The following is a 19,704-nucleotide window of genomic DNA, read 5'->3' as shown; positions in this document are numbered from 1 at the left end:
TTGGAGACGTACATACATGTTTTTCAGGGAACGGCTTTTACAAGCGAGACCCCAGAGGAAGTAAGAGTATTACAGGATTGCCTATTTTGTATAGATGCGGCTGGTACGATTGCAAGGATTTCCAAACCGCAAGACCCCGATTATACACAGTTGCTGCAAACTTTTCAAAACACGGATAAGTTTCATCGTTTGAAGGAGGGCACTTATCTTCTTCCCGGGTTCGTCGATCTCCATGTGCATGCACCTCAGTGGATCCAGGCAGGCACCGCGCTGGATATCCCGCTTAACGACTGGCTGCAGACTTATACATTCCCTTCCGAAGCAAAATTTTCGGACCTCACTTTTGCAAAACAGGTGTATACAGATGTGGTCAACACATTGCTTGCCAACGGAACAACGACAGCGCTCTACTTCGCCACTATTCATAAAGAAGCGAGCGTCGTGCTGGCAGAGATCTGCGCACAGAAAGGACAGCGTGGGCTTGTCGGGAAAGTGGTCGCGGATAATGTGGATCAAACCCCAGATTTCTACCGGGATGAAGATACTCAAACAGCTCTGCAAGAGACGGAAGAATTCATCGTCGCAGTGAAGGAACTTGGCAAGAAAACAAAACAAGGCGTCTATCCTGTCGTTACGCCTCGCTTTATCCCGAGCTGTACAGACGAAGCGCTCAAAGGGCTCGGTGAACTGGCAGAGAAATATGATACGCACATCCAATCCCATTGCAGTGAAAGCGACTGGGCGCACGGCTATGTGCAAGAGCGTTTCGGCATGAATGACGCCAAAGCATTGCACGGATTCGGCCTGTTGCGGGAGAAATCCGTCATGGCGCACTCGAACTTTCTGTCAGATGAAGATGCTGCCCTATTTGCGAAAACAGGCGGTGCCATCGCGCATTGCCCTGTTTCCAACGCATACTTTGCGAACAGCGTGCTGCCGTTGAAACGGTTCATGGCGATGGGCGTTGAAATCGGATTCGGTTCCGATATTTCGGGCGGCTTTTCGCCAAGCCTCTATGACAATGCGCGCCAGGCCGTCATGTCGTCACGGATGCTGGAAGATGGCGTGGATACAAGCCTTCCTGCAGAAACGCGTGGTGTTCCTGGTTCTCGCATCACTCTCAACGAAGCTTTCTATCTGGCGACAGCAGGCGGCGGCGACAGCCTCAGCCTGAAAGTCGGTCGCCTCGAGGAAGGGTACGCATGGGATGTCCAGATTGTCGATGTGAATGTAAAGACGGCGCGTCTTCCGTTATACGATCCAGAGGAAAGCGAGCTCGATATCTTCCAGAAGATCATCTATCTTGCGCGTCCTGAGAATATCCGCGAAGTATGGGTACAAGGGGAAAAAGTGCACTCCCGTGCATAAGGAAAGGCATCCGCGATTCGATTCGCGGATGCCTTTTTGTATTACGCTTTCACTATATGTCTGCCACCATACACAATCCGTTCGACAGTTCCGCACTTCTTTTCAATGAACTGCAGGATATCACTGTTCTCTTCTTCGCCCATGAATACATTTTTGCCAATGCAGCGTAGCGGCCGGAAGACGCCGCTTGATTCGATGCCGAATTGTCCGTTCTCTGTTCTGACGTGCAAATTCATCCCTTCGCCGGACACATACACGCCTTCGAATTTCTGCAATTCATCTTCCCCCACTTCGACGGTCTCATAGCTGAATGGGGACGACTCATACGGCCGTCCTTCCGCCGCATTGAACGCTTCCATCAACAGATCGCCCGCCTCGACGTCCGCGACATTCGTCAAGATGACGCCCGTCAGCTTCTTCTCCGGAATCGCGCACATATACGAAGACACCCCTTTGAGTCCCCCGCCGTGGCTGATGAGCTTCGAGCCGAAATAGTCTGGAATGATGCGGAAACCGTATCCGTAGCACTTGCCCGGCTCATATTCGATATGTGGTGTCAGCATTTGCTCGATGCTTTCTTTCGATAAAATCTGGACTCCACCAGCCATTCCTTCATTGCAATACATCCCGAGATATCGGAGAATATCATTTGCCGTCGACTTCAAGTAGCCGACCGCCCGCATCGACGGCGCATCCCACCAGAGAGGCGCCTCGTACACATGCGAGCCATCCTTCGCTTTCATATAGAGGGTCGTCACATTATCGAGCTCATCGAGACGTCCTATGTCGAAAAACGTACGGATCATCCCTGCAGGCTTCAGTATATTCTCTTCAATGAACGATTCGTACTCTTGCCCGCTCGCTCGCGCAATTATGACACCAAGCAAACCATACGAATCATTGGAGTAACTGTAGAATTCGCCTGGCGCGCCAAGCCATTCGAACTTATCATTTGCCATGAACGAAAGCATCTCATCATACGTCTCGATATGCGGTCCCGGGTTGTTCAGCAGATTGAGGCCATAATCCTTTGCGGACGGGTCTGCCTCGATGCTGTTCTTCCTCGCGTAGACATGGGTCGCAAGCGGCGGGTAGCCCGCCGAATGGGTCATCAGATGATGGAGGGTGATCTTCTCCGCTTGCGGATTCCCTGCAAGTTCCGGCAGATACGTCACCATTTTATCGTGGACGGACAGTTTCCCCATTTCCTGCAATTTCATCACACCCGCGCAGGTGAACGACTTGGTCATCGATGCAATCCCGAACACCGTGTCTCCAGACACCGGCAATTGGGACGCGACATTTCTATAGCCGGACGCGATGGACAAGATTTCTTCTCCGCCTCTGTCCATTTTCATCATGGCTCCCGGAATCATCTTCTGTTTTGTGAATGCCTCTGCCCTGCTTCCCATCGGTTCCTTCTGTAATGTCTGCTTCATTTCTCCCATTCCCCCTTGTGGTTTCTTATATATCTTCCTTGCAGACTCAGGGCATCTCACTTCCCTGCCTACAAAATGCTGATTTATCTTAACATTCTACCACTTCATAATACCATAGATCCACGGTAAAAAACGCTTGGATCGTGGAGACTCCAAGCGTTTTTTCGATTAAACGATTTCCGGAACTGCCGCTTCTTCCGCTACGGGGTCGACGAGCCCATGTTTCTCCCAGGCGCGGCTCTTCCATCGAAGGGCCATGGCGATGGCGCGGATCCATTCGTCCGTCGCGATGGCGAGCCAGATGCCGACGATGCCTAGATCCAGCACAAACACGAAGAAATATCCGAGCGGCAGGCTGATCATCACCATCGAGATCGCTCCCATGAGCACCGGGAACCGGGCATCCCCTGACGCCCTGAGCGAATTGATGATGACGAGATTGAAGACACGTCCTGTTTCGAGCAGGCAGGACAGCAAGAGGACCGACGCGCCGAGCTGGATGATCTCTTCATTGTCCGTAAACAGCCGCATGAGCGGATATCGCAGCAGCGTCACGATGACGACCATGCCCGCCGTGAACAGGAAGGCAGGTTTCAGCGATTTCCATACTTGCGTGTAGGCTGTTTCCTGCTCGCCGCCGCCGACAAGCCGTCCGACGAGGATGGACGTGCCGAGGCCGATTGCGAGCGCAAACAGATAACTGAACATCGAGATATTTGTCGCATATTGCCTCGCCGCCATCGCTTCCGTCCCAAGATACGTGACGTAATATAGGAAGACGATCTGGCATGCCTGATACAGGACTTGCTCGAAAGCGGACGGCAAGCCGATATGCAGGATCTTTTTAACGTATTCCTTCGACCATGTCAGATAATAGCGGAATTCGATTCGATATTCGAGAACCTGATAGAGCAGCCACACAAATACGAATAGCGCAATCAGGCGGCTTCCTACCGATGAAATCGCTGCACCTTGCACGCCGAGTGCCGGCATGCCGAACTTGCCGAAAATGAGGGCATAGTTCCCTAGAATATGGATGACGTTCATCCCGAGGGAGACGAACATCGTCTGCTTCGTGTAGCCATGCACCCGGATGACTGCGGCGAGTGAATTGATGATAGCTTGCAGGAAAATGCCGCCGCCGACGATGACTAAATACGTCTTCGCATGGGCGAGCACCGCGCCTTCCAGGTTCATCGCCTGCATCATATGACTCGTGAATAAGAGGAACACACCGCTGATCGCAACGCCGACGACGAGGTTCAAGGAAACAGCAAGCGCCGAAATCCTCGATGCCTCAATGTATCGGCGTGACCCGAGATACTGCGCGACGACGATCGCCGCCCCGTTTCCGACCACTTCGAGCACGAGGATTGCAATCTGTACGTACTGGTTCGCGGCACCTACTCCGGACACCGCTTCATCAGACAAGCTGCTTAACATGAATGTGTCCGCAAGCCCCATGGACATAAACAAAAACAATTCAAGAAAAATAGGCCATGTCAGGTGAAACAAATTAAGGTTTGCACCCGGGCCTTTGACTGTGGCTGTCGCCATCTATTTCATCGCCTTCACTTTCATTCCAAATTAAAACAGGAATAGCTTACCATATAATATGAGCGATGAACATCATTATTTTGTGTGAAACATATGTTATTTTTGTTACGGCAGCCTGCTAACAATATTTTTATTCTCGATAAATGATCGGGCGGCTTTTCCCCTCCTATTCTCTATCCATACTATTCAGATCCACCCTGCCGTAAAACTCATATAATAACAGCCAAGCGCCTGTTTCCTGCGCTTGGCCGTTTTCCTCACCACTGAATCTCTTTTAGGCCGGTGCCGTCCTCGTTCATCTGATACAGATAATAGTCCGGCGCACGGCCGCCAAAGTTCCGGTCGACGAAGATGTACATCGCAATGCAATGTACTAACTGTGTCCTTATCACCGCTCACCACATGGTTATCACCGTTAAAGGGAGGTTTATCACCGATTAAAACAAGGTTATCACCGTTCATGCCTCTTTTATCACCGCTCAGTCCATTTCAAAGTATAATTCCTCACTTTCAAACCAAAGTACATAAAGGAGGTGACTTCCTTTGAGCAAAAACAGCAAGAAGACGATGAACGAGCGCACGCATAACAGCTTCGGCGTCTACAAAGACATGAAAAACACAAACAGTAATACGAATGACCCTGGCGAGAACCGTACATCCGAATTCGGGATGGATTTCAACGAACAGGTGAAACAAAAAGTAGAACGGAAAAAATAAAAAAAGAGGGCGGCCCCATAGTGGAGCTTGCCCTCTCTTCCCCATTTCATCCCGCTGTCCTTGTGACGTCGGCGAGCTTCTTCTTCACAAAATCCCGGAATTGTTCCTCATCCACATCGCGTTTCGGAATGATGAAGGAACTGACCGCGCTGTTGTATAAATAGAAATGCCGCTTGTCCTCTTTGAACTGCTTGATCGCCTGCCAGTTTGAGCGTGATTCTCCGCTCGTTGTGATTTCCACGATACCGGCAGCATTCAGTTTCATCGTATGGCTGCCGATCAAACCGTCATTTTTGCCTTCCCGCAGCGACTTTTGAACTTGCCGGGTGATGTACCAATAAAAATATTTTGGATAAAAGACGACCCATAAGATGGCACTGACTCCGAATGTCACATACAGCACGCCCGTCTCGATATCTGTTGTGACTGACAGGAAATAGGCGAACAGCAGAAACAGCAAAGGTGAGATGAAACGCTGCCAGCGCAGCGACCGTTCCCCCGTTTTGGAATGTTTGACGTGATAGACGTTGAAGTTGACTACGTCCTCTTCTGTCAATTCATAGTGAATCTCCATGACTCCCTTACCCGCCTTCCTTGTATTCTATCGTCCAGCATACGAGATATAACGCAAAAGTGCAAAGCCCTATCAGCGGCCGGATACTGACAATTGATTTCGGCCGCGCGCTTTTGCTTTATACAATTGGCGATCGGCTTCTTTAATCGCATCCTGAATGGAGGCATCCTGGTCCCATCTGGCAATCCCGATTGAAACGGTGACTGGAATGGAGACATCCCCCTGAATACGGAATTCAGCTGCACGGATCTTTCCTTGCAGTTTCTCAATCAATCCAATTGCCTCATCATAATTTTTCGCACCGATATAAAACATGAACTCCTCGCCTCCATACCGCGCAGGAAGAACATGTTCCCCTTGAAAACTGCGCAGTATATGCGCCAGCTGGATGAGCGCTTCATCTCCCGCCATATGGCCAAACCGATCATTCAGCCTTTTAAAATGATCGAGATCCAGCATGGCGATGAAATGCTCGTGCCGAGATGATTTTATTTTCACTTCTGCAAGGCGGATGCATTCATTTTTATTCAGCAAATGGGTGAGCTGATCATGGGTCGCTAAAAATCGCAGCTGCGCCTTCATTGCCTGGCGCTTGAATTCAAGCCGAATAAAACTATAGTAGGTGAAGGCCACGACGATAAAGGCCGGATATCGGACCAGAATGATTTTCCGCAGCGCTTCAACGCTTTCAGGATGCATGACAATAATAGGTATATCGGACAACACCCAGCAACAGGAAATCAGAAGGACCATCTCAAATTCTTTCAGACTCCTGCCTTTCCATTTGGCATACGCCAGTGCGAAAAAGGCAGGAAGCATCATGCCGAACACCGTTCCAGGCAACGCCCCTTCCCCGCCCATGGACACCCGCCATGCGACTGCGATGGCAAGCACTGGCAACGTAGTTCTCCAGCCATTGAAAACTGCCAGCATGATGAGCGGGATAAGCCTGAGGTCGAACCGGAACTCCCCGATCATAATCGGTAAGTAGAGCATGGATACCACCACGGCGGATTCAATCAATATGATGCTAGTCCACAATACTTTTATGGATATATGATTTCGATAGCTGACCAAAGTGGTAATGACCAAATGGCCGAGAAGGATTACAGCCAAGTTTGATAATATGGATTGGATCATGGCGTGACCCTCCTTTTAGGTAAACCGGGTAAACGAATCCACCTCAGATTATACTTATTATAGCTTACGACAAATTAATGGAAAGGTGTAGTATAATTAAACTAGTAAGATAGAAGCGTTGACATGATTGAAAGGAGGATTCCTGTATGTCGCGGTATGCCATCCTGACAGTCGGCAAAACGCATAGCGGCAAGACGACATTTGCGAGGCTGCTGGATAAGGAGCTTCCTGGCGCAGTCGTCATGGATCAAGACAACAATGCAGCTTTCATCAATGAATTCTATGAGAAATTACAGCCGAAAACGGGGCCAAATACATTTAAACACCGGATCAGCCTGGCGATCGTCGACTATGCGATCAACGAGACGGATCTGCATTTGATCATCTGCAACGCCAACCGCAGCAAAAGAGCAAGGCAGGAACTGATCCGGTATTTCAAAGATAACGGATTGCGTGTCATACTCATCCATTTCGACCTCCCTGACAGCGTTCTGGAAAAGCGGATTGCGAGGACTGATCGCAGTACATCAATCTTCCGCAGCGCGGCGGCATTCGAGGAAGTGCTGGCGCGGCAGCAAATCGATTCTCTGTCAGGCGACACAGCGCCTCCTTCAAGCAACGAAGCGCATCGGCTGTTCACAATCCACAGCGAAGCCGATGTTCCGTTCGTCATAAAAGAAATTGTACGTTGCTTGGCATGAGAGGTAAGGTGCGGGATGCATAGTATCTTCTTTATCATCCCTCCTTTTCTTTCCAGCCTAATCGCAGTATGATGAAGATATCCGCTTACCGAAAGGACTATCATATGAATCCGGATCTCTTCCACTATGTCGTCATCACGTCAGTATCAGGCGTCCTGTCGCTATTTTTGGCCATCTATGCATTTGCGAGGCGCAACCTATTCTCAAGCAGCACCCTTTTTATCTGGATGTCATTTTTCTCCGTCATCTATATATTCGGCCATGCGTTTGAGCTGACCAGCAAAAGCCTTGCGGAAAGTATTATTTGGCTCAAAGTGCAGTACGCCGGGATGCCATTCATCTCGCCTCTGTCCATGATGCTCGCCATGCGTTTTGCAGGAAGAGATCGGATCAGGCAGCCCAAAGTTTACATTCCTCTTCTGATCTTGCCGGCTCTTACCACTCTCTTTGTCTGGACGAATGAATGGCATCATCTCATGTACCGGGATATCTATTTGCGTCCGGATGAAACCCAGCCGCTCATTGACATATCACCCGGCCCTTGGTATATCGTCCACGGAAGCTACACATTCGGCTGCCTGTTGTTTGGCGCCATGGTTCTCGCGCGCTACTGGATGCGGACGAAAGCGCGATACTGGAAACAGATCTTTACCATGATTGCAGGACTGGTCATTCCGATGCTCGCCTCCTTCCTGTATCTCATGGGGCTGTCTCCGCACGGGATGGATCCGGTCCCGATCGTCATGTGTTTCACTTCAGGGCTCTATTTGCTCGCCATCCTTTCCATGAATCTGTTGATCGCTCCGATTGCGAGGGATCGTATATTTGAAAGCATGCGGGATGGAGTGCTCGTTGTCGACCTGGCGAACCGGCTGATCGACTATAATTCAGCTGCCCAATCGCTGCTTCCAGCCCTGCACGCCTCCTTCACCGGCAAGCCGATTGAGGACGCGTGGAACAAGGAAGTCCTCGGCCGCATCCCTACATTCGATTCAGCAGAAACTGAATGGACGCATGCCCATAATAATCGTTATCACAGCCTGCGTACGATGCCCGTACAGGACGATAAAGGGCTGCAAATCGGGAATGCCATCGTCATTATCGAAATCACGAAACAAAAACTGCTCGAAAACCGGCTGACCCAGCTGGCATATACCGATGGGCTGACGCAGATCGCCAATCGATCGCATTTTCTTGAAAGAAGCGAAGAGGCTGTAAATCTGGCATTGATCAGCGGCGGGGATCCTTTATCCGTTCTTCTCTTCGACATCGATTTCTTCAAGCGGATCAATGATCAGTACGGCCATGCTGCAGGAGACGAGGCGATCCGTCATGTTGTCGCCACAGCTCAGCGCTGCTTAGGGCCGGGTGCCATATTCGGCAGATATGGAGGGGAGGAATTTGTCGTCTGTCTCCCCGGCAGCTCTGTCAGCGATGGGTTCCAAGTGGCCGATCGCATCCGCTTGGCCATCGAAGCCGCGCCTTTGGAATTCGAAATGCAATCTCTCTTCATTACCGCCAGTTTCGGCGTCGCCAGTCTGTCCCGCCGTACGCAGACAATGGAGATGCTATTGAAAAAAGCGGACGAGGCATTATATGAAGCAAAGGAAGCCGGTCGCAATCAAGTTCACGTATATCAGGAAGAAGAAGCGGCTCTCTGCTGAGGGGAACGCCCATTTAGACGAACGAACGCCTATTTCTTGCCGGCTAACGCCCATTTAGACGAATGAGCGCCTGTTTGCTGCCGGCGAACGCCTATTTAGACGAATGAATGCCTATTTCTTCCCGGTGAACGCCCATTCAGACGAGTGAACGCCTGTTTCTTGCCAGCGAACGCCCATTTAGACGAACAAACGCCTATTTCTGGCCGACGAACGCCTATTTAGACGAATGAACGCCTATTTCTTCCCGGTGAACGCCCATTCAGACGAGTGAACGCCTATTTCTTGCCGGCGAACGCCCATTCAGACGAATGAACGCCTGTTTCTTGCCGGCGAACGCCCATTCAGATGAACGAAGGCCTCATACAGCTGGCGATCTCAAAATAAAAACGCTTGGCGCAAGCCAAGCGTTTTCTTATAAAGCGGCTTCCAGGCCTATCCGCGTCTCCTTGCCAGAGAAGTCCTCATTCTCATAGTAGGCATGTTTGACGAGCAGGTTCGGCCCAAGGCAGCGGACTGCCGGACAATGGCAGCTGACTGTTTTCGCAAGCGGACTGTCAAGCCATTTGTCGAGCATCCCGGGGAGCGGATCTTTTTGGATATTACCAAGGGGCGGTGCGTCTCCGAAGTCGGTGACGATAATATCACCGGTAAAGATATTGACATTCAATCGCGACCGGCCGTCCGGATCATTCCGTACAGAGACATTCGTCGATCTGTAAAGACGCTCGAGCAAGTCCAGATCCTCTTTATCACTGCTGCATGGATAAAACGGCAGGGTGCCGAACAGCATCCAGATCGATTCGTCGCGATGGTCCAGCAGCCGGTGGATTGCTGCGCGGATTTCAGGCAGCGGCAATACTTCCAGCTGCGTGGCAAAATCGACAGGGTACATCGGATGGATTTCATGACGGCTGCACTTCATCTCCTCCACCACTTGCTGATGGATTCTCTCCAGATGCGGCGCGGTCCGCTTATTGAGCATCGTTTCCGCCGATACGAAAACACCAGCTTCTGCAAGTGCGCGGCTGTTTGCGATCATGCGTTCGAATTGTTCCACGCGCTTTTCCACAGACGGTTTCCGTTCCATATTGGCGAATCCGCCTTCCACGAAGTCCTCGATCGTTCCCCAGTTATGCGAGATATGAAGGACATCCAGGTATGGCGCCACTTCCATGTACCGTTCAAGCGGCATCGTCAAATTGGAGTTCATCTGTGTCTTGACCCCGCGCTCATGTGCATATTTCAATAGCGGCAATACATACCGCTCTACCGATTTCTTTGAAAACATCGGTTCCCCGCCGGTTATGCTGATGGTTCGCAGATGGGGAATTTCCTCCAGCCGTGAAATGAGCAGCTCGACCGGAAGGCCTTCCGGATCTTTCATGGCCAGCATATCCCCGACTGCACAGTGTTCACACCGCATGTTGCACAAATACGTTGTTGTGAACTCGATGCTGGACAGCACCTGTTTTCCATATTGATCAATATCCAAGTACGCTTCCCAAGGATCCATTTTCGGTGTCATTTCCATCAACTCTTCAACTCTTTCATTTGGTTTACTGAACCATTATACACCGCCTGTCAATGATCCATGCCAGGCTTCTGGCTTGCAAAAGGCCAGCCATCCCGAAGGAGGCTGGCCTAGTACGCCACGTATGGTTGGTTGTTGCGGTTTATTTCGCTTCCATCATCTCTTCGATCAGCTGGACAGGGACATAGGTCTTCCACTCTTCCAGCATTTTCGGAGCGACCGGGAATTTACGGAGTGACTTGTTATAGCCATACTCCTTTTCACCGCGAGTGATGGTATAGGACAGTGCGCCTTTTTTGACGATTGCACCCTCTCCTGTCGACAGCACTTTATAGTCTAGTGCCTCTGCCAGTTTACGGAGCGGAACCATCTTGACGCCCTCGACCATATAATGATCCGCTTCGATCATGTCCTCAATGACATTTGTTTCAACAGTTCCATCATTTTCTTCCATCTCATCAAGCACGATGACTTTTTCAGGAGGCGTCTGCGCCGGGATGCTGCGTGTCGTGATCGTATAGAAAACGACTAGGTTCTGGCCAGGCAGATCATCCGCCGTCATTTTTTTGCCGGATTGGCTTTCAATCACTGTCTCTTCCCCTACGTTCAACTTGAGGGACAGCTTTTCGCTCAGCAAGTCCTTGTTAAATTTGTCGACAGCGACAGATCCTTCTTTCCCTGTCTGAACGATGACCGCTTCCGGGCTGTATTGCGGCGGATAAATCATGATCATCGGTTTGTTTGCATCCGTATAGGCTTCCACTTTGTCGCCTTTTTTCAGCTCGGTTGTCTTTCCTGTGTTATCAAAAACGAGCGTGTCCTTCGTGATGGCGAGAACATTGATCTGCTCTCCGTCTTTCAGCGAGTAGTAGGTGACTTTCCCATTTGTCTCCACGCTGTCAATGGTGCCCGCCACTCTTACGAAAGCGGGATGCATTTCTGCCTCTTCAGACTGCTGGCCCTCCTCCGCAAATGCGACCGGTGCTAGCGCTCCTCCTATCAGCATAGCTGACATGGCGATTGGTGCTACTCTTTTCATTTTCATGAAAAAACAACTCCTTTTCTATGGTCTCAACAGAGTAGTCGTTCCAGAAATGGATAGGTTACAAGATTACTAGAATTTCTTATTGCAGTTCTAGAAATGCCTCATTTTCATAGACTGGATCATTATCATAACAAAAGGGGACAAGATTATGTTCGCTGTTCATTTTTATGAAAATCAAGTCTGTGTGCTTAATCAGGCGCTGCGCACGGTGCCTGCTGCCGGCGACAGCATCCGCATCAAGGGCCGCAACGGAAAGGTGACAAGTGTCGAAGCGCTGGAGGGCATCCACTATGCCGTCGCAGTCGAGTTTGAGAAGATCGTCGATAAAAAGAAGGCCGCTCTCAAAGAGCTGGACAAAAAGAGAAGACGGTAGCAGAAAAACCATATGGCTGGTCCGGGATTACCGGCATGCCGTATGGTTTTTTCAAATTCACTCCATCATCTCCGCCAGAATCTCATACGAACGAAGACGGTCTTCATGGTGATAGATGCCCGAGCTGATGATCAATTCGTCCGCTTTTGTCAGCGCAAGGAACGCTTCCAACTTCTCTTTGACAGTATCCGGACCGCCGACGATCATGGACGGCCACTCAAGCAGTTCATTGATTGCCGCTTTCTCAAACTCAGAGAAAGCAGAATCACGGTCCTCAATCGGAGGCTTGAACTTCGATGTATCCCCCCTGCGGATATTGAGGAATTGCTGCTGGTGGGATGTTGCCAGGTACTGGGCTTTTTCATCTGTGTCCGCCGCAATGATCGTCATGCCCATCATGGCATACGGTTTATCGAGATCCCTGGATGGCCTGAACCGCTGGTGATACAGCTGCAGCGCCTGCATCATATAGGCAGGAGCAAAGTGGCTTGCGAACGAAAACGGCAGACCGAGCTCTGCTGCAAGCTGCGCGCTGAAGCCGCTGGAACCGAGCAGCCAGATCGGAATATCCTGCCCTTCCCCAGGCACCGCACGAACACGCGCTGACGGATTGACCTCAAAATAGCCTCTGAGTTCCGCCAGCTGCTCAGGAAAGTCCTCACCAGTGCTGTGGAGAGTTCTTCTAAGCGCATAGGCCGTCGCCTGGTCGCTGCCCGGAGCTCGCCCCAGTCCGAGGTCAATACGCCCCGGGTACATTGCATCCAATGTGCCGAACTGCTCAGCGATGACGAGCGGCGCATGATTCGGCAGCATGACGCCTCCGGAACCGACACGGATTGTGTTCGTCGCGCCTGCCACATGACCGATAATAATAGACGTCGCACTGCTCGCGACCCCTTGCATATTATGGTGTTCCGCCAGCCAGTAGCGATTGAACCCCCACTTCTCGGCATGCTGCGCCAGATCTACTGTGTCCTTGAAGGACTGCGAAGCATCGCTCCCTTCTTTGATCATCGCCAGATCGAGAATCGAAAGCGGCACTCCATTAAACCTCTTTGCTGTTTCACTAATCAAAACGTTTCCCTCCCTGCACTTTTACTATGATCTAATTTCATGATAGACCTTCAGAGCGAACACTTCCATCAGTAGGCTCACGGCACTTTTGTTGACACTTTGTCATCACTCCTTTACAATTTGGTAACATTGAGAGAAAACTAGCATGTACTTGAAGGAGCGAATAGAGTTGAAGACTACAAAAGACGATCTGGCACTCGGCCGGCTCTTGCGCACCTTGCTTGCAGAGCGTTCTTTATCCATGAGGCAGTTCAGTAAACTTGCCGAGCTTGACATAGCTACTATTTCAAGGATCATCAATGGAAAACGAAAAGCGAATTTGCAGCATCTGGAGCGTTTTTCGGACAGTCTGGATATTCCTCTGTCACGTCTGATGACAGCTGCGGGCTATGAGGTCGACCTTACGGAAGAAGAGCTTGCCACGGATCTCCACGCATCGATTGAGGTCATACAGGACTTCCTGGAGACGGACGAGAAGTTCACCCGTTCCTTCTCGGCTGAACAGGTCGAAGAGAAATTAGAGCAGTACCAGCTATACTCCCAGACGGAAGAGGGAGCGAGGACCATCCGGCAAGGATTTGCCGAGAAACTCAAAAGCGTCGGCAGCGTCGGCCCTTTCATTTCCGAATTGAAGCGATTCCATAAACGTTTCATCGCAGGGAATGGAACGGCTTTTGAACTTGCGCTGATCGGCGGAGTCCTCCTCTATTTCATCACACCGGTCGATGTCATTCCCGACTTCCTTTTTCCAGTCGGTTACTTGGATGACGCGATTGCCGTGCAATTGACGAGCGGGATTCTGGCAAAGCGCGGCTGACAACTTTACAGATAGGCGGGAAGGCTGATGAAACGCAGTGACAGACATCTGAAGAAAAACAAACGTAAAAAGACCGGCTGGACAATCGCCGGTTCATTGCTTCTGTTCATGCTCCTCCTGCTTGCTGGAGGAGTAATTTATTGGAATGTGCAGTTCAACAAAGGCGCAAGCCTCGCGGAGTCAGGCAAAATGGATTCCCTGCCAGCCAAGCCGATTGAATTTAAACCATTCGAAGGGGCGGAACCGGCATTCGGGAAAATCAACATCCTGCTGATCGGCAACGATGCAAGGTCTGATGAGGAGCGGGCGCGCTCAGACTCCTTGCTGATCGGCCAGTATGACTCAGAGACAAAGACGGTAAAATTGGTCTCCCTGATGCGAGATATCTATATCGCCATCCCCGGGCACGGCAAACAGAAACTGAATGCAGCTTACGCATTCGGCGGTCCTGAACTCGTACGCCAGACCATTAAGGAAAACTTCGATATTGACGTAAACTACTATGCAGCGGTAAATTTTGAAGGGTTTCCGAAAATCATAGATACACTTGCGCCTGACGGCATCGAGGTCGATATCCCTTATCCGATGTCACATGGCATCTATATGACGCTAGAACCGGGCATCCAAAAGCTGAACGGTGAACAGACGCTTGGTTATGTTCGTTTTCGCCATGACCGCAAGAGTGATTTCGGACGGGTGGAACGGCAGCAGGAAATACTCGGGAAACTGAAAGAACAAGCTGTGAGTATGCACACGATCGCAAATTTGCCTAAACTTCTTGGCCTGCTCGATCCGTATGTCGATACGAACGTTGACAAGCGGACCATCCTGAAAGTCGGAGGCAGCTTGCTCACGGCAAAAGACAATCCGATTGAGACGCTGCGCATCCCAGTCGAAAACTCATTTACCGATGAATATTACAGTCATGCAGGTGCCGTCCTGAGTATCGATTCTGAAAAAAATAAAGAAGCGCTGCAACAATTTTTAGGCAGTACAGACCGTTCGTCGACTACAGAGTGAAAAGAATATAGTAGAATGTCCGTCAGCATGTTGCTTACTGACGGATTTCTTTTTACCACCAAATAATTTCAAAATATTTAAATTCATCTTACTTATTTCATTGTATCTATATCTTTCCTTTTAAATATAGTGTAGGGTAGAGATAGCTAAAGGAAGGAGTTGGCAAGATGGAAGTATTCATCAACGATTTTATGCGTGAGCAGCGAAACATCCACATCCTTTATTCCTACGGGAAAATGGAGGAATATCTTTTGCAAGTGGTCAACTTTATTAAAGAAGGCATATTTGCCAAGGAGCATGTCATTTTAGTGGAAAATGACCGCCTGTACCCAATGATTTACAAGATGCTTCAAAGCCAATTGACTGAAGAACAGCAAAAGATGTTGCACTTTGAGAACAGCCTATCTTTTTACCGGTCAAGCGGAAGCTATCATCCTCCTGCCATAAAAGCGTACTTCGAAAGAATGGTGGCACCGTTCGTCAGCAAAGATATAAAGTTCCGATCTTGGGCTCATGTTGAATGGGCAACCATGCAGGAGCCATGGTTTCTTGTAGAAGAGTTGGAAGAGATGATTGATAGCGCGGTGAATATTATCCAGTTTCCTCTCATTTGTGCCTATCAGGCAGAACGGATGCCGGAAGTGCTTCAGAAAGCTCTAGTAAGAACCCATCCATACATCCTATCAGATGAAGGTCTGCTCATCTCCGAGGCATATGCAAAATAAAGGCTCTGCTGTCTATGGTAGTCAGACTGCAAGAGCCCTCTTTTTGTTTACATACCGATGGTCATGACGCCGCCTTTGCGCTGCAAGACCGAGAGGATGCTGAGCGCGGCCAGATAACTGGTTTTCGGGTTTGCCGGCATCGGTTCATTCTCGACTTGTAATGTCATGTTCCCAAACTCGCCCTGGGCCTCGATCGTATGAGTATTTTTTTGTATGACCGGGTCGGCGATGACCCGCACATTCGTCAGATCCGCCCCCAGCCCCGCTATTGATAGAAGCAGGGCGACATTCACGTTTTTCGGGAACTGCCCAATCGCTTCGCTCGCCGGCCCGTCGAACAGCATCTCTTCTTGCTCCCTAGGCTCGATGCCTAACGATTCAAATGACTTGCGTGTCGTAATGCGCACTTCCTTAAGGCCGCCTGCAGCATTCGCCGATTGCAGAAGATCCAGCCCGCCAATCGCGCCAGACGGCAGATGAATCCGCGCCCCGTGTTCCTCGGCAAGCTGCAAAACACTGTGCGACAGATGCCCGTCATTCAACGCGCCGATGCTGCTGACCACCACGTCTTTGCCGCGGCGCAGGACGTCCGGAAGATAGCGGCCTGCCGCTTCAACTGTCGCCGCTTCCACCACCACATCGACAGGCGATTGGATGAACTCCTGAAAGTCATTGTAAAAAATCGCTCCATATTGTTTTGCAAGACGCTCCCCCGCTTCACGGTTCCTGCCTAGAAGCGATACAATCTCCCCCTCCGCCTTGCCGGCACCGTTAATCGTCTCCAATAAATATGCAGCTATGTTACCTGTCCCAATAATCCCAATCTGCATTGTAAGCCTCCTTCTTCCAAAATCCAGCTTGCGAAGCCGCTGATCAATCCGGCTGATGACGAACTCGCACTCTTCCACTTCAAACGCATCGTAATACTTCGTAAAATAATGCAGGCATTTGACCGCGTGCCTTCTCCATTCCCGCAATTCTTCTTCAGTACATTCCCTAATCTCCTGTTCCACAGATTTTCTGTTCAACATATCACCCCGCCAGCAAGTGCTCTCCAGCCCATTGTAGCGAAGCAGGCAGGCGGAAGCCACTGCCAGTTGGATGACAGGATACTTTCACGCATCTGAATAGCTGTTCATTTTGTGTTATGCTAGCTGTACTAGACAACTAAGGGGATGCGGAAATGTTCCTGAAAAAGAAAGTTTCTTTCGGAGACAAAAGCGGTGTGCGGTTCGTGAATGGCATGATCTCGTTCGGCAGCGTGAAACTTAATGTCCATTGCTTCGAGACAGACGGTGTGCTGATCGATACGGGCTCCAAAACGCTGCTTCCCAGCTTCAAACCTTTCTTTGCGGAGGCGGATGTCGATATGGTCTTAATCACCCATCACCACGAGGACCATACAGGCGGGGCCAGGTATTTACAGAAGCAGTATGGGTTGCCGATTTTCATGGATGGACAATCCATCCAGGCGTGCGCGAAGAAAGCCGGATATCCGCTATACCGGAAATTGTTCTGGGGCAACAGACCATCTTTTCAGGCACTGCCGGTCGGAGAGTCTTTTGCATCCCGTCAGGCCGCATGGAAAGCGATCCGCACCCCCGGTCATGCAGATGACCATCTCGCTTTTCTGAATGAAGAGACGGGACAGCTGTTTTCCGGAGACCTGTATGTCCAGCCGCGTACGAAACTGATCTTGCGGGAAGAAAGCATCCCTCTGATTATTCGATCTATCAAAGAGATTCTAACGTATGACTTTGGGGAAATGTTTTGCTGTCATGCGGGATATATCAAAAATGGGCAGAAGGCGATGCGTGCAAAACTTGATTATTTAACAGAACTTCAGGAACGGACTATTATGCTCTGGCAGCAAGGGCGCAGCGAAAGGGAGATCCAATCGATCCTCTTTCCAAAGAAGTACCCGATCAGCAAATTCTCTTCCGGTGAATGGGATTCCCTCCACATCGTCCGTTCCATCTTGCGGGAAACCGAAGAAGCGGGCACTTCTTGAGTGGCCCGCTGCACATTTACCGGTAAGTCGTCACGAAAGAGGGACGTGGAAAGATATTCGGACGTTTGTCGATGCCCTGGTCGGTCCCGCGCTTCGCGTGCGCTTTGGAATAGGCCTGCGATTCCTGCCATGCCTTGAATGACGTTTCATCTTCCCACTGCGTTAGGATGATGTACGTATCCGATTCCAGAGGGCGCAATACCCGGATCGCGACAAAGCCCGGTTCTTCTTCGATCAAACGCGCCCTGTTCATAAAGCGCTGCTCAAATAGATCCCTGCCCTCTTCTGTCACGGGAATATTGTTCAATACCGTGAAGCTATCTCCCCGTAACTCGCCCGTCCTGTCAAGAATCTCATAAGAATTCGCGTCGATGGACGCAGTCTCGCCTTCTTGTAAGATCAGGCATTCTTCCTCGCTTTTTAAAAGGATGATCGAAGTGTCACCAGCTTCTGTCAAATAGCGCTGCGCCTCCGCCTCAGGTCCAGTCCACGCAAACAATTTCATCACTTGCCGCCTCCTATCAGTTTACTAATTTGATTGTATCATGCACGCAGGCAATACCTTCCCGCTGATGTGCTGCATGAAAAAACCAGGCTATGGAGAACCTGGCTTAGAACTTCTCGTGTGGCAGCGCATGTGTCTCTTCGAACTCCGCTGCTTCACTCCACGCCGGTGCCGGTCCTAAAATGACATCGGCAAGACGGCGGCAATGGTGCTGGTCAAAGTACGCGATATATTTATTGGCTTCCGGATACCATGGATTCGTCGTCCGGCGGCCGCTCGTTATGGCTTTCAGCGTCTCGAACACTTCTTTGATTTCCCTAGCCTTATATCCATACAGTTCCTTGTCAAGATCCATATACGTGCCGCGTTTCGCGACAAATTCCTCTTGGTCGAACATGTAGAAGATGATAGGTTTATTCAGGTATAGGAAATCCCAGGAGACACTTGTATAATCGGTGAGCAGCATATCAGATTTCGTAATTTCTTCCCTTATCGAAATTTCATCGAAGTTATAGAACTTGATGGCAGGCTCGTCCGAAACAAGGTTTCGGAAATACGATTCGAATCGTTTCATAAATGGATGAAGGGCAAATACGATCTCCAGCTGTTCGCTGCGAATGAGTTCGCGGATGTCGGAGTCAGTCAGCAGCTGTTTTGTGCGCTGGAAGTAGTCGCTTTGCATGAATTCCTTTTCGCTCAATCCAAATAGCCATTCCCTCCATGTCATCATGAACAAAATACGCTGTACACGCGGGGCCGGCTGGTTTGTCTTGAACCTGTCAAACCGCGGCATGCCTGTGATGACCAATTTTTCTTTAGGGATGCCCCATTCAAACTGCTTGATATCCTTCTCATGCTGCGATGCGCAGTTGAAATAATCTGTCCTTTTGAGCAGCGGTACGTCTTCCGGCTGGATCAGGATCTTTTTGAACCCTTCGATGCCATGGCTGACGTGCGTGATTGTCGTCCGTTTGTTCAGGAAGATATAACGATCGATGAAAGGGGCAATGTCATAGATGAGCGAGTGGCCGTGAAACGAGAAATCCGCCTTGAAAAACAGCAGATAGTTACGGAAACTCCCAAGGGGAACCGCATTCTCAAGACCAAGCTTTTTCGCATAATCAGTAGATGGATCATATAGCCAATATACATCCAGGTCCTTTCGTTCCATAGATAAATAATGGTGAAGGACAGACGCATTATCCTCATATTTCTCGCCGAGATTTCCCCCAACGAGCACAATCGGCTTTTCTCGTTTCCGCCGATCCAGCATAGTCCACAAAAAAGCCGCCATCACTTTGAAAAAGGCGACGACGTGAGCGAACTTCTTTGTTGTCTTTAAATCCATAGTCATTCCCCTCCCCGATCACATTTACATGTATATACCCGTTTTCGCTCAATGTTATTTATGGAATTCGACCTATTTTTCTTGTATTCTTCAAA

The 19,704-nt window shown here is 50.0% G+C and carries 20 protein-coding genes; 9 read left to right on the top strand and 11 right to left on the bottom strand.

Features of this window, described 5'->3' with window-relative positions:
- Positions 1-1,368, top strand: coding sequence for a guanine deaminase (gene guaD, locus ACZ5FK_RS13565; RefSeq protein WP_464805417.1), 1,368 nt, complete (start codon positions 1-3; stop codon positions 1,366-1,368).
- Positions 1,369-1,409: 41 nt separating this feature from the next.
- On the opposite strand, the gene ACZ5FK_RS13560 is transcribed toward guaD, so the two are convergent.
- The 3 genes from ACZ5FK_RS13560 to ACZ5FK_RS13550 all read right to left on the bottom strand — a co-directional run bounded on the left by ACZ5FK_RS13560 (position 1,410) and on the right by ACZ5FK_RS13550 (position 4,756).
- The gene (locus ACZ5FK_RS13560) at positions 1,410-2,807 is read right to left on the bottom strand and encodes a serine hydrolase domain-containing protein (protein WP_464805416.1); all 1,398 of its coding nucleotides are present in this window, start codon (positions 2,805-2,807) and stop codon (positions 1,410-1,412) included.
- 168 nt (positions 2,808-2,975) lie between these two features.
- On the bottom strand, positions 2,976-4,364 hold the full coding sequence (locus ACZ5FK_RS13555) for an MATE family efflux transporter (RefSeq protein WP_464805415.1): 1,389 nt from the start codon (positions 4,362-4,364) through the stop codon (positions 2,976-2,978).
- A 257-nt stretch (positions 4,365-4,621) separates the two neighbouring features.
- Positions 4,622-4,756, bottom strand: coding sequence for a hypothetical protein (locus ACZ5FK_RS13550; protein ID WP_464805414.1), 135 nt, complete (start codon positions 4,754-4,756; stop codon positions 4,622-4,624).
- A gap of 151 nt (positions 4,757-4,907) precedes the next feature.
- On the opposite strand from ACZ5FK_RS13550, the gene ACZ5FK_RS13545 reads away from it, so the two are divergent.
- On the top strand, positions 4,908-5,081 hold the full coding sequence (locus ACZ5FK_RS13545) for a hypothetical protein (RefSeq protein ID WP_464805413.1): 174 nt from the start codon (positions 4,908-4,910) through the stop codon (positions 5,079-5,081).
- A 46-nt stretch (positions 5,082-5,127) separates the two neighbouring features.
- Here ACZ5FK_RS13545 and ACZ5FK_RS13540 read toward each other — a convergent pair whose 3' ends face one another.
- The gene (locus tag ACZ5FK_RS13540) at positions 5,128-5,655 is read right to left on the bottom strand and encodes a YcxB family protein (protein ID WP_464805412.1); all 528 of its coding nucleotides are present in this window, start codon (positions 5,653-5,655) and stop codon (positions 5,128-5,130) included.
- 72 nt (positions 5,656-5,727) lie between these two features.
- Positions 5,728-6,795, bottom strand: a complete 1,068-nt coding sequence (locus ACZ5FK_RS13535) for a GGDEF domain-containing protein (protein ID WP_464805411.1) — start codon at positions 6,793-6,795, stop codon at positions 5,728-5,730.
- 146 nt (positions 6,796-6,941) lie between these two features.
- Between ACZ5FK_RS13535 and ACZ5FK_RS13530 the strand changes: the two genes are divergently transcribed.
- Both ACZ5FK_RS13530 and ACZ5FK_RS13525 read left to right on the top strand, forming a co-directional pair.
- Positions 6,942-7,496 carry an ATP-binding protein gene (locus ACZ5FK_RS13530; protein WP_464805410.1) on the top strand — a complete coding sequence of 185 codons (555 nt, stop codon included), beginning with the start codon at positions 6,942-6,944 and terminating at the stop codon, positions 7,494-7,496.
- A 104-nt stretch (positions 7,497-7,600) separates the two neighbouring features.
- Entirely contained in the window at positions 7,601-9,160 is a 1,560-nt protein-coding gene (locus tag ACZ5FK_RS13525) for a histidine kinase N-terminal 7TM domain-containing diguanylate cyclase (protein ID WP_464805409.1), read from the top strand.
- 412 nt (positions 9,161-9,572) lie between these two features.
- Here ACZ5FK_RS13525 and yfkAB read toward each other — a convergent pair whose 3' ends face one another.
- Positions 9,573-10,685: a radical SAM/CxCxxxxC motif protein YfkAB gene (gene yfkAB, locus ACZ5FK_RS13520; RefSeq protein ID WP_464805408.1), complete on the bottom strand. Its 1,113-nt coding sequence runs from the start codon at positions 10,683-10,685 to the stop codon at positions 9,573-9,575.
- Between the two features lie 148 nt (positions 10,686-10,833).
- Positions 10,834-11,736 (bottom strand): stalk domain-containing protein, encoded by a 903-nt coding sequence (locus ACZ5FK_RS13515; RefSeq protein ID WP_464805407.1) that lies wholly within the window; start codon positions 11,734-11,736, stop codon positions 10,834-10,836.
- A gap of 148 nt (positions 11,737-11,884) precedes the next feature.
- On the opposite strand from ACZ5FK_RS13515, the gene ACZ5FK_RS13510 reads away from it, so the two are divergent.
- Entirely contained in the window at positions 11,885-12,109 is a 225-nt protein-coding gene (locus ACZ5FK_RS13510) for a hypothetical protein (protein ID WP_464805406.1), read from the top strand.
- A 57-nt stretch (positions 12,110-12,166) separates the two neighbouring features.
- On the opposite strand, the gene ACZ5FK_RS13505 is transcribed toward ACZ5FK_RS13510, so the two are convergent.
- The gene (locus ACZ5FK_RS13505) at positions 12,167-13,183 is read right to left on the bottom strand and encodes an LLM class flavin-dependent oxidoreductase (RefSeq protein WP_464805405.1); all 1,017 of its coding nucleotides are present in this window, start codon (positions 13,181-13,183) and stop codon (positions 12,167-12,169) included.
- 169 nt (positions 13,184-13,352) lie between these two features.
- On the opposite strand from ACZ5FK_RS13505, the gene ACZ5FK_RS13500 reads away from it, so the two are divergent.
- The 3 genes from ACZ5FK_RS13500 to ACZ5FK_RS13490 all read left to right on the top strand — a co-directional run bounded on the left by ACZ5FK_RS13500 (position 13,353) and on the right by ACZ5FK_RS13490 (position 15,745).
- On the top strand, positions 13,353-14,000 hold the full coding sequence (locus ACZ5FK_RS13500) for a DUF1232 domain-containing protein (protein WP_464805404.1): 648 nt from the start codon (positions 13,353-13,355) through the stop codon (positions 13,998-14,000).
- 27 nt (positions 14,001-14,027) lie between these two features.
- Entirely contained in the window at positions 14,028-15,020 is a 993-nt protein-coding gene (locus tag ACZ5FK_RS13495) for an LCP family protein (RefSeq protein WP_464805403.1), read from the top strand.
- 167 nt (positions 15,021-15,187) lie between these two features.
- Complete coding sequence (locus ACZ5FK_RS13490; RefSeq protein ID WP_464805402.1) at positions 15,188-15,745, top strand: MEDS domain-containing protein; 558 nt, start codon at positions 15,188-15,190, stop codon at positions 15,743-15,745.
- A 47-nt stretch (positions 15,746-15,792) separates the two neighbouring features.
- On the opposite strand, the gene nadX is transcribed toward ACZ5FK_RS13490, so the two are convergent.
- Positions 15,793-16,773, bottom strand: a complete 981-nt coding sequence (gene nadX, locus ACZ5FK_RS13485) for an aspartate dehydrogenase (RefSeq protein ID WP_464805401.1) — start codon at positions 16,771-16,773, stop codon at positions 15,793-15,795.
- Positions 16,774-16,928: 155 nt separating this feature from the next.
- Here nadX and ACZ5FK_RS13480 point away from each other — a divergent pair, with 155 nt between their 5' ends.
- Positions 16,929-17,756: an MBL fold metallo-hydrolase gene (locus tag ACZ5FK_RS13480; RefSeq protein ID WP_464805400.1), complete on the top strand. Its 828-nt coding sequence runs from the start codon at positions 16,929-16,931 to the stop codon at positions 17,754-17,756.
- A 16-nt stretch (positions 17,757-17,772) separates the two neighbouring features.
- Here ACZ5FK_RS13480 and ACZ5FK_RS13475 read toward each other — a convergent pair whose 3' ends face one another.
- Positions 17,773-18,261 (bottom strand): antibiotic biosynthesis monooxygenase family protein, encoded by a 489-nt coding sequence (locus ACZ5FK_RS13475; protein WP_464805399.1) that lies wholly within the window; start codon positions 18,259-18,261, stop codon positions 17,773-17,775.
- Between the two features lie 106 nt (positions 18,262-18,367).
- On the bottom strand, positions 18,368-19,609 hold the full coding sequence (locus ACZ5FK_RS13470; RefSeq protein ID WP_464805398.1) for a CDP-glycerol glycerophosphotransferase family protein: 1,242 nt from the start codon (positions 19,607-19,609) through the stop codon (positions 18,368-18,370).
- Positions 19,610-19,704 lie beyond the last annotated feature (95 nt).

The organism is Sporosarcina sp. GTC18466 (genome assembly GCF_055389225.1).
The sequence above is the reverse complement of the archived record's forward strand: the minus strand, read 5'-3'. Positions and strand labels throughout refer to the sequence as shown.